This window comes from Flavobacterium sp. DW-iso2, from assembly GCF_058725285.1.
Genome location: NZ_JBZXDY010000006.1, coordinates 53,096 through 66,438, shown reverse-complemented (window position 1 = coordinate 66,438; position 13,343 = coordinate 53,096). Strand labels below are relative to the sequence as shown.

Genomic DNA, 13,343 nt, shown 5'->3' with positions numbered 1-13,343 from the left:
TTAATAATGTTATTAATTATAGTAGAGAATTTTAATTTTAAAAAGGAAAATGACATTGAATACCTAATCTAAAATTGCTTTTAGAATGATAGATGTGAACCCTTGTTTCATTATAGGCGAACCCTTGCGGAGTCTTTAAAATAAAAGGAAGATTCGTTTCATAAAAATACGAAATAAATTAAGGATAACATAAAAATTAACATGTAAATAACTAAAGGTCAATATAAATGATGTTTTTTTTTGTTTTAGTTTGGCCTTTATTTTTGACTATTTTTTTTACCCAAACAGCATGCTGGCGACATCTTCAATTTTTGCCACAAGTTGAATTTTTATACCAGAATTTTTCAAAGCAATTTTATTGTATTTGGATACGAAAATAGTCGAAAATCCCAGTTTCTCTGCTTCTTGAATGCGTTGATCTACGCGGTTCACAGGACGGATTTCGCCTGACAAACCAACTTCTCCAGCAAAACAAAAATCTTTATTTACTGGTATGTCCTCATTAGAAGATAAAATGGCCGCTACAACTGCTAAATCGATAGCTGGATCGTCTACGCTAATTCCGCCGGTGATGTTTAGAAACACGTCTTTGGCGCCAAGCCTAAAACCAGCTCTTTTTTCTAGAACGGCTAGAATCATATTCAGTCGTTTAGCATTGTAACCAGTTGTGCTGCGCTGAGGTGTTCCGTAAACTGCAGTGCTGACTAAGGACTGTATTTCAATCATTAAAGGTCGCATACCTTCCAAGGTAGAAGCGATAGCCGTACCAGATAGTTCTTCGTCTTTATGTGAGATTAAGATCTCGGACGGATTTGAGACTTCACGCAATCCGCTTCCTAGCATTTCATAAATTCCTATTTCGGCCGTAGAGCCGAAGCGATTTTTCAGCGATCGTAAAATACGGTAGACATGGTTGCGATCTCCTTCAAATTGCAAAACAGTATCGACCATGTGTTCCAAGATTTTTGGACCAGCAATGTTTCCGTCTTTGGTAATATGACCAATTAGAATAACTGGAATGTTTGTTTCTTTGGCAAATTTGATTAGCTCGGCGGTTGTTTCTCGTATTTGGGAAATACTTCCTGCCGTAGATTCAATATAATCGGTATGAAGTGTTTGAATCGAATCGATGATTACAATCTCGGGTTCAATCGCTTCAATTTGTTTGAAGATATTTTGTGTTTTAGTTTCGGTAAGAATGTAGCAATTGTCACTTATGGTAGTGATTCTTTCGGCTCTCATTTTTATCTGTTTTTGGCTTTCTTCACCAGAAACATATAGAGTTTTGTAGGGTAATTTTAATGATATTTGGAGCAATAGTGTGCTTTTTCCTATTCCAGGTTCGCCACCAAGTAATATTAGGGATCCGGGAACGATTCCGCCTCCTAAGACGCGGTTCAATTCTGCGTCAGTAGTGTCCATACGGATTTCCTGAGTAGAATCAATTTCGTTTATTTTTAAAGGCTTCGGTGCCTTGTTAGTTGAAGTCGTTTCGCTTTTCCAGGCCACTTTTTCTTGCTTCTGAATAATCTCCTCTGCTATGGTATTCCATTCTTTACAAGAGTTACACTGCCCTTGCCATTTGGCATATTGGGCGCCACAATTTTGGCAGAAAAAAGAAGTTTTTACTTTTGACATTATTTTTTTTGTGTTAAACTTTTCATACTATCGTATTTGTCGTACATCATGTCTTTTGTTAAACTACCGATTGGTTCCATTTGTGCGGCTCGTTCGTATTTACTAGCAGCTCTTTTGGCGTCGCCCATTTTTTCATACATTAAACCCAATTGATAAGAGGATAGCATTGATTTCGGATAGTTCTTATCTGCAATCTCGGATAATTTATCTAACTCATTGTAAGCATTATTTTTTAGAATCGCAGCTTCAATTGCTTTGAAGTCATTTAGTCTCACTGGAATTTCAAGGCCTAGTTTATTCGAAATTAAATCATATTTTTTTATTAAATAATCAACATACCCACTTTGAAGTGTTACAATTTTTTCTGTAAATTCAGAAGAAGAAATGGGTTTGTAGGAGTCAAAAATTTGATACAATGCACTAGGAATCGAGTAGAGAACTAGGGAATAATGAGAAGCATTATGAAACTCATCATATTTATAATCAATATTTGAATTAGTAATCGTTTTTATGTTTGTATCTAAGTTTTTTATCGGGTCGCGAAGCTGTTTGATATCGCCATCTGCGGATGATTGATAATAAAAAATACCTTTTTTTGATTGCGCAAGTTTTTCTGAAATTCTGGTTTCCATTGCAGGAGCAAATTCTGGACTTAGCGAGATATAAGCGTCAAAAAGAGGGGTGTCTTTGTATAGAAAAAAGTTTAAAAAACCTGCTGTTGTATCGTGTCCGGCAATTATTCTAAAAGGTGCAATACGGTATTTTTTTTCAATATAAGGAAGTAATTCTCCTCCAATAAATTCAAAAAAATCAGCTCCTTTTCCAGACGGCAACCCATCATTATTGCTAAAGTTGCAATCCTCCATTCGAGTGTCTCTTTGACTTATTCCTATGACTATTGTTTCTGGTAAGTCATCCCAGTAGCAGCCGTAGTCTAGGGCACCATAAAAAGGATCAAATAAGTATTCTCCATCCAGTAAAATAAGTAAGGGGTATTTTTTAGTTGGATTAAGGGCATAAGTAGAAGGTAGTCCCACGGTTATTTGGCGTGTTTCTCCCAACTTGGTAGAAATAAATGCTTCTGAAGTTTTTTGAGAAAGCATTGAAAAAGTGACGAAGAGCAAAAGGAATAGCTGTTTCATGATTTAGAGCGGTTTGTATAATTAATTTTATTCTAAATGAACTAGCAATATAATGCTTTATTTACTTTAATTAAAAATTAGAATGTTTAAAACAAATTTGTGCTAAAAGATTGATTCGGCAGCATCAAACAATAGAACGAGCCTTCAAGATACTGTTGTAAATTGAAGGAAACTCGCGTGCTATAAATTTTTAGGTTAAAGAATTATCGTTTTCATTTGGAAAAATAATCCAAGGCTTGAACGTTTTTGCTTCTTCAAATTCGAGGGTAGCATAGGAAATAATAATGATGATGTCTTCTTTTTGGACTCTTCTGGCAGCGGGACCATTTAAAGTTATTTCACCGGAATTACGCTGTCCTTTTATAGCATATGTTTCAAATCGTTCTCCATTGTTAATGTTTACAATGGAAACTTTCTCGCCTTCAATGATGTTTGATGCTTCTAAGAGGGTTTCATCAATAGTAATACTCCCGATATAATTTAAATCGGCTCCGGTTACTTTTACCCGATGAATTTTTGATTTTAATACTTGAATTTGCATGCTACAAAAGTAAATTAATTTAATGAAATGGTGTCAATCAATCTTATGTTATTGATAGTAATCGCGATAAAAGCGCGGTATTTTTTAATGTTACTTTTCCTTAAACAAGGCCTAAGTGTTGTTTCATCTGCAATTTGAAAATATTCTAATTCAAAAGGGGTACTTGTGTCGAAAGATTTTTCTACCCATTTCGTTACGGCTGTGGCGCTATTTGTTTTGAATTTTTCTTTGGCGAGATTTAAAGTTGTGAAAATTAAAGCCGCATTTGCACGTTCTTGATCTGTCAATCGTTCGTTTCTGGAGCTCATAGCAAGACCATTAGGTTCTCTATAAATGGCGCATCCAATTACGTTTACTTCAAGGTTATTTTTCGTAACCATCTTTTTTACAATTTGCAACTGCTGGAAATCTTTTTCTCCAAAATAAGCATTTGTAGGCATTACTATTTCAAAAAGGCGTTTCACGATTGTTCCTACTCCGTCAAAGTGGCCTGGTCTGAATTTTCCTTCCATCTGATTTTCTAGCCCATCAAAATTAAATGTAAGCGATAGTACTTTTCCTTCGTAAATATCATCTACGGTAGGGGCGTATAAAATAATATCACTATTTAAGTTGTTTATTTTTTCAATATCTGCGTCTAATGTTCTTGGGTATTTTAACAAATCCTCGGGATTGTTAAACTGTGTAGGATTTACAAAAATGCTAACCACGGTATTGTCATTCTCTGCCAGTGATTGTTGCATTAAAGAAAGATGTCCTTGATGTAATGCACCCATAGTAGGAACAAAACCAATGGTAGAATTTGGGGTCTTAATAGATTTTAAATAGTCTATTAAAGCTGCTTTTCCATAGAAAATAGGCATGGGTGTTTTGTTTAAATTTAGTGCAAACATAATATATTAGTTAATAACTGCATAAATTTTTGTAATTTTGCATGGTTTTTATTACCAATAAATTAAGCAATTTACAATATGAAAGATAAGAGGATATTATATGTATCATCTGAAGTGGTGCCTTACCTGGCTGAGAATGAGGTCTCTTTAATGTCTTATGACGTACCAAAGATGATTAATGATCAAGGTGGGCAAATCAGAATTTTTATGCCTAGATATGGGAATATTAATGAGAGGAGACATCAGTTACATGAGGTAATTAGGCTTTCAGGAATGAATTTAGTTGTGAATGACTTGGATATGCCCTTGATAATAAAGGTGGCTAGTATACCTAAAGAAAGGATACAAGTGTACTTTATTGACAATGATGAGTATTTTAAAAGGAAAGCAACATTCGCTGATGAAGAAGGAGAGATGTATGCAGACAATGATGAGCGTGCTATTTTCTTTGCAAAAGGTGTTGTTGAGACAGTGAAAAAACTGAATTGGGTTCCTGATATTATTCATGTTCATGGCTGGATGGCGGCAATGTTGCCAATCTACATGAAACATTATTATAAAAACGAAGCGTTATTTTCTGACACAAAAATCGTTACTTCTGTCTATAGTCAGTCATTTGAAGGTACTCTAGATGCAGAAATGGTTAAGAAAATTAAACTGGACGGAGTTCCTTTGGATGCTATTGCTGATTTAGAAACGCCAGATTATGAAAGTATTATAAGAGCAACGATTAAACATTCTGATGCTGTTATTATCGCTTCAGATAGTCTGTCTCCAAGTTTAACAAAATTTATAGAATCTTCAGGAAAACCTTTTTTACCTTTCGTCCCTAAAGACGAGTTCGCGGAAGCGTATACCAATTTTTATAAAGACGAGGTTCTATCAATTTAAACTTTTATTATCGAATATGTACAATAATTCTTTTTTTAAGAAAATTCTATTAGTGGCGTGTGTTGTTTTTCTTTATTCATGTGATAAAGATTATAATTCAATTGGAGATGGGTTGTTGGGAGATAACCATTTTGATTTTGTAAAATACTCGTCGAATGTTGTGGCTTATAATCAAAAAATAGGGCCTATACAGTCTAATAATCTTGATGTAAATGCGCTAGGGGTTTATGATAATCCTGCTTTTGGTACTACCACGGCAAATTTTGCAACTCAAATAGTTTTAGAATCGGCAAATCCAACGATTGGAAATAATCCAGTAATTGAGAGTGTGGTTTTAACGATTCCGTACTTTAAAACTTTAAAATCTACTGATACTAACGGTGACAGAACATTTACTTTAGACTCAATTTATGGCGGTACAGACGCAAAAATCATGTTGAACGTGTATGAGTCTGGTTATTTTATGAGGGATTTAGATCCAGCTACTGGTTTTCTAGAAGCGCAAAAATATTATACGAATCAAAATTCTGATTTTAACACCGTCAAAGTGGGCAATCGTTTGAATAATTCTTCGGATGTAAGTCAAAATGATGCTTTTTTCTTCAGTGCTGCTGATTATAAAACAACAGTTACTGGTACCGATGGGAAAGAGGTTGTTACTCGTTTTGGTCCATGGATGCGTTTAGATTTGAATAAGGATTACTTTGCAGCTAAAATTTTTGGAAGTTCAGCTTCTGGTAAATTAATTAACAACGATGTTTTTAAGGAATACTTCAGAGGGTTGTATTTTAACGTTGCAAAATCTGGTAGTAGTCCTTCTAATATGGCTTTGTTAGATTTAAAAGATGGTAAAATAACAATAACATACAAAGAAGATACTTCTCTAACGGATGCTACTAGAGTTGAAAAATCTATTGTGTTGAAGTTTACTGGAAATAAAGTGAGTTTGTTGGATCAAAGTAATACTGTTACTTCCTATGCTGATGCAACCAACTCAGCAAATGTTAACAAAACACTTGGAGATAGTAAATTGTATCTAAAAGGAGGCGAAGGATCAATGGCAATTTTAGAATTATTTAATGCTACAGAGTTAGCGACAATTAGAGAAAGTGGATGGTTAATTAATGAAGCTAGTCTTGTTTTTCATGTTGATGCAACTGCTTTAGGAGGTGCTTCTAAGCCTAATCGTATTTACATTTATGATTTAAATAGTAATCTCCCACTTTCAGATTATATTAATGATCAAACTTCGGGAACAAATACGAAGAATGGAAGAGTTGTTTTTAGTGGTATTTTAAATACTGAAAAAACAGACGATAATACTTATAAATTTAGAATAACTAATCATATTAGAAATTTAATTAAAAACGTTGAGGCTACTAATGTCAAACTAGGTGTAGTAATTACAGAAGATATAAATCCGACAAATACGATAACTTCATATAAGTTAAAAACAGCAAATGACTTTATATCTCAGTTGCCTAAGTCCTCTGTTATGAGTCCTTTAGGAACAGTCCTTTACGGAGGTAAATCAACAGTCGCAGACGATAAAAGATTGAAACTGGAAATTTATTATACAAAACCTAATTAATTATAAGATATGTGCGGAATTGTTGGTTATATAGGGCATAGAGAAGCTTATCCTATTGTTATGAAAGGATTAAAAAGACTCGAGTACAGAGGTTATGATAGCGCAGGTGTAATGATATATGATGGCGATGCCATTAAATTGTGTAAGACAAAAGGAAAAGTTGTGGATCTTGAAGCAAAGGCTTCAAAAGAAATTACTACTAACGGAACAATCGGGATAGGACATACTCGTTGGGCAACACATGGTATTCCCAATGATGTAAATTCACATCCTCACCTTTCTAACTCGGGAGAGTTAGTAATAATTCATAATGGAATTATTGAGAATTACGCTCCTCTAAAAGTAGAATTAATAAAAAGAGGGTATACTTTTCATTCCGATACGGATACAGAAGTATTAGTTAACCTTATTGAAGAAATACAAAAGAAGGAAAATATTAAACTAGGAAAAGCAGTTCAAATTGCTCTTAACCAAGTGGTAGGTGCTTATGCGATTGCTGTTTTTGATAAAAAAAAACCAGATGAAATTGTAGCAGCTCGTCTAGGAAGTCCTTTGGCAATTGGTATTGGTGAAGGAGAGTATTTTATCGCTTCAGATGCTTCTCCATTTATTGAATACACTTCGAATGCAGTCTATTTAGAAGATGGTGAAATGGCAGTTATTAGGTTGCATAAATCTATGAAAGTAAGAAAGATCAAAGATGATTCTTTGGTAGACCCTTATATTCAGGAGCTTCAAATGAATTTGGAGCAAATTGAAAAAGGGGGTTACGATCATTTTATGTTAAAAGAGATATACGAACAACCGAGTGTTATAAAGGATACTTATAGAGGTAGGTTGCATGCCAATGAAGGAATTATTCAGATGTCTGGTGTGGAGGATAATTTAGAAAAGTTCCTAAATGCAGATAGAATTATTATAGTGGCGTGCGGTACATCATGGCATGCTGGTTTAGTAGCTGAATATATTTTTGAAGAGTTCGCAAGGATATCCGTAGAAGTAGAATATGCGTCAGAATTTAGATATAGAAACCCAATAATCAATAGCAACGATATAGTAATTGCTATCTCGCAATCTGGCGAAACAGCCGATACTATGGCTGCGATTAAATTAGCAAAGGAACAAGGAGCATTTGTTTTTGGAGTTTGTAATGTAGTTGGTTCTTCAATTTCCAGAGAAACTCATGCTGGTGCTTATACGCATGCTGGCCCAGAAATAGGTGTTGCATCTACTAAAGCGTTTACAACACAAATTACTGTGTTGACAATGATTGCTTTGCGTCTAGCTAAAGCCAAAGGAACGCTATCTCTTTCAGATTTCCATATGTACTTGCAGGAGTTGGAGTTAATTCCCGAGAAAGTAAAAGAAGCTTTGGAAACTAACGATCGTGCAAAAGAAATTGCAGCTACTTTTAAAGACGCGCCTAACTGTTTATATTTAGGAAGGGGTTATAATTTTCCGGTTGCACTTGAAGGAGCTTTAAAACTTAAGGAGATATCTTATATTCATGCTGAAGGTTACCCTGCAGCGGAAATGAAACACGGACCAATTGCTTTAATTGATGAGCAGATGCCGGTAGTGGTCATTGCTCCAAAGCAAGGCCATTATGATAAGATTGTAAGTAATATACAAGAAATTAAATCTAGAAGTGGAAGAATTATTGCCATAGTAACTAAGGGCGACACTCAAGTTCGGGAGTTAGCAGACTATGTGATTGAAATTCCTGAAACTTCAGATGCCTTGTCTCCGTTGATTACAACAATACCATTACAACTTTTATCATACCATATCGCGGTGATGAGAGGCTGTAATGTAGATCAGCCAAGAAATTTGGCAAAATCGGTAACAGTAGAATAAGGAATTAAATAAATTCAGAAAAAAAAGCAAGATGTGAATCTTGCTTTTTTTTTGTTTAAAACTTTTTTTAAAAGCTTAATTTTTATCATAAACGTAATTTTTTAACATATTTTATATGTATGCATAGTATTTCGGTATTTTAGGACTGAATTTTTAGGTTTAATTGATAAAATGACAATATAGAAAAAGTTAAAATGACGCTAAAAAGGTAACAATAATGAAATTTTTTTAACCTTTTTTTATTAATATTAAAAATAATTGTACTTTGGTCATCTAAATCAATAAAATTCAACCAAATGAAAATGTATTTACTTTTTTTGTCATTGTTTTTTTGCAGCTTAAGTTTTGCTCAAAATTCAATTTCAGGCACAGTCACTGATAGTGATAATCAAGCAGTTATAGGAGCCAATGTTAAAGTCCTTGGAAGTGCCGCTAGCGCAGTTACTGACGGTGATGGAAATTTTACTCTTAACTCATCAATCCGGTTGCCTTATGTGATCGAAATTTCAAGTGTTGGGTTTAATTCAACTAAAGTAAGTGTTACTTCTAACAATCAAAAAATAAGTATTGTTCTAAAAGATGAGGCAAACTTACTTAATGAGATTGTGGTGTCGGCTTCGAGAACTCCTGAAAGAGTTTTAGAATCTCCGGTTACCATAGAAAGAATGGGAATTGCTGATATTAAAAAGACGGCATCTGCTTCTTTTTATGACGGTTTAGAAAACATGAAAGAAGTACAAATGAATACAAGTAGTTTGTCTTTTAAATCGGTTAATACCCGTGGTTTTGCAACTGTGGCAAATACCCGTTTCATGCAGTTAGTTGACGGAATGGATAACTCTTCTCCTTTATTAAACTTCGTGTTAGGAAACCTGATTGGAGTTTCGGAAATTGATGTTCAAAGTGTTGAGCTATTACCAGGGGCCTCTTCTGCCTTGTATGGTGCAAATGCATTTAATGGTGTTTTGTTTATGAACAGTAAAAGCCCGTTTACAAGTCCGGGAATTACTGCTTATGCTAAATTTGGACAAACAAGTCAAAAGGCTGCTGGTTCTAATGATTATGTTGACTATGGAATTAGAATGGCACATGCTTTTAGTTCAAAATTAGCTGCTAAAGCTAACTTTACGTATTTGCGTGGTACAGACTGGTATGCTACAAACTATAACGATAAAACCGTTGCAGGAAGAGATAGAAGTCATTACGGTTATGATGGGATTAATGTATATGGAGATGAAGCTGCTATAGTTATTACCGCGCCAACTTTACCTAGTGATAAGGTTTCTAGAACAGGTTACAATGAGACTGATTTGACAGATAATAAAGCAAGTAATACTAAAATCGACTTTTCGCTTCACTACAGGCCTTTAGGGAATGATAATTTAGAAGTGATTTGGCAAAGTAAATTTGGTTTTGGTAATGCCGTTTATCAGGGTGCGAATAGGTATTACCTGAATAATTTTTTTATGCAACAACATAAATTAGAAATAAAAGGAAAAAACTTTTTCGTAAGAGGGTATACTACCACAGAAGATGGTGGAAATTCATATGATATGCTTTTTACAGGTCTTAATATAAATAGATTAGCGAAGTCTGACAAGAACTGGTTCACAGATTATGGAAATGCTTATGCAAATAGTTCTCTTATATTAGGGCTTAATGGTAAAGAAGCACATATAGCTGCTAGAAATTTTGCAGATTACAATATTTCTCCAGCAGGACTAGGTCTGATTCCTAATATAGATCTGAAAGATCCAAGTGCACCAAGAGGAACTAGATTATTGCCTGGAACACCTGAGTTTAAAGCCGCTTTTAATAAAGTGACTAATGAAGCGAATGTTCTTTCTGGATCTAAATTGGTTGATAATTCTAGAATATATCATTCAGATGCAAATTATAACTTTAGAGAGCTGATTGATTTTGCCGAAATTCAGGTAGGGGGATCTTTTAGACAATATCAGTTAAACTCTGGTGGAAGAATATATACAGATGCAAATGGGCCAATATATTATAATGAGTATGGCGCTTATACGCAGTTGACAAAAAAATTAATGGATGACAGATTGAAATTTACGGGATCTGTGCGTTATGATAAAGCACAAAATTATGATGGAAATATTTCGCCAAGGGTGTCTCTTGTATATTCTGGTGGTGAAAGTAGAAGGCATAATTTTAGAGGGTCGTTTCAAACCGGTTTTAGAAATCCATCTACGCAAGATCAGTATATAGGATTTAATGTAGGAAGTGCAGTTTTATTAGGGTCGGCTCCAGATAACTTAGCTAGATATAGTGAAACATTATCTATTTCGACTAATGGCCAGTTGGTTAATCAAGGACAATCTACAATTGCTATTACGGGTCAGATAGCATATGATAATTCTTATACAGCTTCGTCAGCAGCTGCGTTTGGGGTGGGTGGAGATGCTAGTAAGCTAGTGAAAACCAATATTAATTATGTTAAACCGGAAACAGTAAAGGCTTTTGAATTAGGGTATCGTTCGTTTATTGAAGGAGTTTCTGTTGATGTTAATGGCTACTATAATATTTACAATGACTTTATTGGTAACCTTAATGTGGTAGCTCCTTTATATGGAGATGCTTTAGATGGAGGTGGGTTAACTAATCCAGAAGGAGTGAAGGCTTTACAAGCTTTGAAAAATGGAGATACTAGAGTTTTTCAATTGTACACAAACACAGGTGTTGAGATTAAATCACTTGGTTTTGGTTTAGGTTTATCTAGAAAAGTATACAGAGATTTTGAAGTAGGTGTTAATTATAATTATGCTGAATTTAAATATGATCAAGCGAAAGATCCTAGTTTTGAAGCTGGGTTTAATACGCCGAAACATAAAGTAAAAGCATCATTTGGAAACGAAAAATTATTTAAAAACTTTGGTTTTAATGTAAGTGGAAGATATAGTACTGCGTATTTATGGCAATCTACAATGGTAGATGGTGTGATCGATGCTGCTACTGTGATTGACGCTCAAATCAATTATGAATTTCCTAAGTTAAAATCAACACTTAAGTTAGGAGCTTCAAATATTGGAGGGAAAGAGTATGCACAAGTATTAGGTGCTGGATTAATAGGGCAACAATATTTTGCTTCTTGGACAATTAACCCGTAATACTTATTAAATTTTAAAAAAAATACAACCATGATAAAAAATTTCAAATGGCTACTACTGGTTTCATTAAGCTTTGTAGCATGTAATAATGATGATGCGGTAATAAATCCTGATTCATCTGATGGAATGGCTCTTACGGCTGGTTCTGCTAATTTTTCAAAATATGTAGCATTAGGAGACTCTTTTGCTGCAGGTTACAGTGATAGTGCTTTGTTTATAAAAGGACAAGAGGGTGCTTATCCAAATATTTTGTCTCAGCAGTTCGCGTTAGTAGGCGGGGGAGCATTCACAACTCCGCTTATGTCAGATAATATTGGAGGGTTTTCTATCGGAGGTGTTCAGATTCCTCAATTTGGAACAAGGCTCTATTTTTTCCCAGGAAGCTTAACAGTTGGAGCTGGTCCTGCTCCAGTTGTTGGGCCTACAACGACTTCGATAACAGCTAAGTTGACTGGACAATTTAATAATATGGGAATACCTGGTGCAAAATGTATTAATTTAGTGATGCCTGGTTATGGTAGTTCATTAGGGAATCCATATTTTGCAAGATTTGCTTCTGGAGCTGGTACTACGGCTTTGGCAGATGCATTAACACAAACTCCTAGTTTCTTTTCTGTGTGGATAGGTGGTAATGATGTTTTAGGGTATGCTCTGGCGGGTGGTGATCTTGCGATTGATAAAATAACTCCTTCAGCAGGGGGTATCGGTGTAGGATTTGATGCTTCATATAATGAGCTGATTAATAAATTAACTGAAAAAGGTGCAAAAGGAGTAATTGCAAATTTGCCATATGTAAATACTTTGCCAAATTTCACAACAATTCCTATTGCTCCTGTTGCTCCATACACTTATTTTGTTGATGGGGATGAGTTAAAAGCTCAGCCTGCTGTTAGTGCAGGTGATGTTGCGACTATAGGTGCTTTAAATGCTTCGTTGTATGGCCCATTAAATCAAATTTTAACTGCATTAGGTGCTGGTGATAGAATTAAATTATTAACTCCAACTGCGGCCAGCCCTCTTTTAATCAAAGACGAATCATTATCTGACCTAAGTGCTTCAATTACTTTTGCAGCGCAAAATAGTGGTAGTCCTCAATTGGCAGCTTTGGCTCCCTATCTTGGGGCGACCTTTGGTAAAGTTAGGCAAACAAAAATAGGGGATTTAATCCCTTTAAGTACTAAAGGTGTGATTGGAACAGCTGCAGCGCTTCCTCCGGGGATTCCTGCTACACTTGGAAAATATGGTATCAGCTATCCCTTAGCAGATAAGCATGTGTTAATTCCTGCTGAAATTGAAGAGTTGAGAATAGCTACAGATGCTTTTAACGTAACAATTAAAGCGGCAGCAACAGCTAAAGGATTAGCTTTTGTAGATGCTAAGGCTTTGATGGATAAATTAGTAAGTGGAGGTGTTACTGCGAATGGTTATACGGTTACTAGTACTTTTGTTACAGGAGGAGGATTTTCTTTGGATGGGGTTCACCCAAGTCCAAGGGGTTATGCTCTAATTGCAAACAAATTTATTGAAGCGATTAATATGACTTACGGTTCAAATCTTAAAGGAGTTGATTTAAGTAATTATCGTATTATGTTTCCAAAATCACTTTAATTTAAAGCTGTTTAAATAAAAAATGAAAAACCATTCGTCGAAAGTCGAATGGTT

General features: G+C 34.9%; 9 protein-coding genes. 5 read left to right on the top strand and 4 right to left on the bottom strand.

The window, feature by feature from the left end:
• Positions 1–276: 276 nt before the first annotated feature.
• From radA to panC, 4 genes are all read right to left on the bottom strand, one after another.
• The gene (gene radA / locus AC4PRO_RS05920; RefSeq protein WP_492116674.1) at positions 277–1,638 is read right to left on the bottom strand and encodes a DNA repair protein RadA; all 1,362 of its coding nucleotides are present in this window, start codon (positions 1,636–1,638) and stop codon (positions 277–279) included.
• Complete coding sequence (locus AC4PRO_RS05915; RefSeq protein ID WP_492116673.1) at positions 1,638–2,780, bottom strand: alpha/beta hydrolase; 1,143 nt, start codon at positions 2,778–2,780, stop codon at positions 1,638–1,640. The genes radA and AC4PRO_RS05915 overlap by 1 nt, the downstream gene beginning before the upstream one ends.
• A 190-nt stretch (positions 2,781–2,970) precedes the next feature.
• Positions 2,971–3,321: an aspartate 1-decarboxylase gene (panD, locus tag AC4PRO_RS05910; RefSeq protein ID WP_074720040.1), complete on the bottom strand. Its 351-nt coding sequence runs from the start codon at positions 3,319–3,321 to the stop codon at positions 2,971–2,973.
• A 14-nt stretch (positions 3,322–3,335) separates the two neighbouring features.
• The gene (gene panC, locus AC4PRO_RS05905) at positions 3,336–4,214 is read right to left on the bottom strand and encodes a pantoate--beta-alanine ligase (RefSeq protein WP_492116672.1); all 879 of its coding nucleotides are present in this window, start codon (positions 4,212–4,214) and stop codon (positions 3,336–3,338) included.
• A 78-nt stretch (positions 4,215–4,292) separates the two neighbouring features.
• On the opposite strand from panC, the gene AC4PRO_RS05900 reads away from it, so the two are divergent.
• The 5 genes from AC4PRO_RS05900 to AC4PRO_RS05880 all read left to right on the top strand — a co-directional run bounded on the left by AC4PRO_RS05900 (position 4,293) and on the right by AC4PRO_RS05880 (position 13,289).
• Positions 4,293–5,105: a glycogen/starch synthase gene (locus tag AC4PRO_RS05900; RefSeq protein WP_492116671.1), complete on the top strand. Its 813-nt coding sequence runs from the start codon at positions 4,293–4,295 to the stop codon at positions 5,103–5,105.
• A 16-nt stretch (positions 5,106–5,121) separates the two neighbouring features.
• Positions 5,122–6,696, top strand: coding sequence for a BamH family beta-barrel-assembly machinery protein (bamH, locus tag AC4PRO_RS05895; protein WP_492116670.1), 1,575 nt, complete (start codon positions 5,122–5,124; stop codon positions 6,694–6,696).
• Positions 6,697–6,705: 9 nt separating this feature from the next.
• Positions 6,706–8,553: a glutamine--fructose-6-phosphate transaminase (isomerizing) gene (gene glmS / locus AC4PRO_RS05890; RefSeq protein WP_492116669.1), complete on the top strand. Its 1,848-nt coding sequence runs from the start codon at positions 6,706–6,708 to the stop codon at positions 8,551–8,553.
• Between the two features lie 296 nt (positions 8,554–8,849).
• Positions 8,850–11,681 (top strand): TonB-dependent receptor domain-containing protein, encoded by a 2,832-nt coding sequence (locus AC4PRO_RS05885; protein WP_492116668.1) that lies wholly within the window; start codon positions 8,850–8,852, stop codon positions 11,679–11,681.
• 30 nt (positions 11,682–11,711) lie between these two features.
• Entirely contained in the window at positions 11,712–13,289 is a 1,578-nt protein-coding gene (locus AC4PRO_RS05880) for an SGNH/GDSL hydrolase family protein (RefSeq protein WP_492116667.1), read from the top strand.
• Positions 13,290–13,343: the final 54 nt, after the last annotated feature.

Coding starts and splice junctions, on each gene's coding strand:
- radA (WP_492116674.1), bottom strand. CDS start 1,638: ATGTCAAAAGTAAAAACTTCTTTTTTCTGCCAAAATTGTGGCGCCCAA.
- AC4PRO_RS05915 (WP_492116673.1), bottom strand. CDS start 2,780: ATGAAACAGCTATTCCTTTTGCTCTTCGTCACTTTTTCAATGCTTTCT.
- panD (WP_074720040.1), bottom strand. CDS start 3,321: ATGCAAATTCAAGTATTAAAATCAAAAATTCATCGGGTAAAAGTAACC.
- panC (WP_492116672.1), bottom strand. CDS start 4,214: ATGTTTGCACTAAATTTAAACAAAACACCCATGCCTATTTTCTATGGA.
- AC4PRO_RS05900 (WP_492116671.1), top strand. CDS start 4,293: ATGAAAGATAAGAGGATATTATATGTATCATCTGAAGTGGTGCCTTAC.
- bamH (WP_492116670.1), top strand. CDS start 5,122: ATGTACAATAATTCTTTTTTTAAGAAAATTCTATTAGTGGCGTGTGTT.
- glmS (WP_492116669.1), top strand. CDS start 6,706: ATGTGCGGAATTGTTGGTTATATAGGGCATAGAGAAGCTTATCCTATT.
- AC4PRO_RS05885 (WP_492116668.1), top strand. CDS start 8,850: ATGAAAATGTATTTACTTTTTTTGTCATTGTTTTTTTGCAGCTTAAGT.
- AC4PRO_RS05880 (WP_492116667.1), top strand. CDS start 11,712: ATGATAAAAAATTTCAAATGGCTACTACTGGTTTCATTAAGCTTTGTA.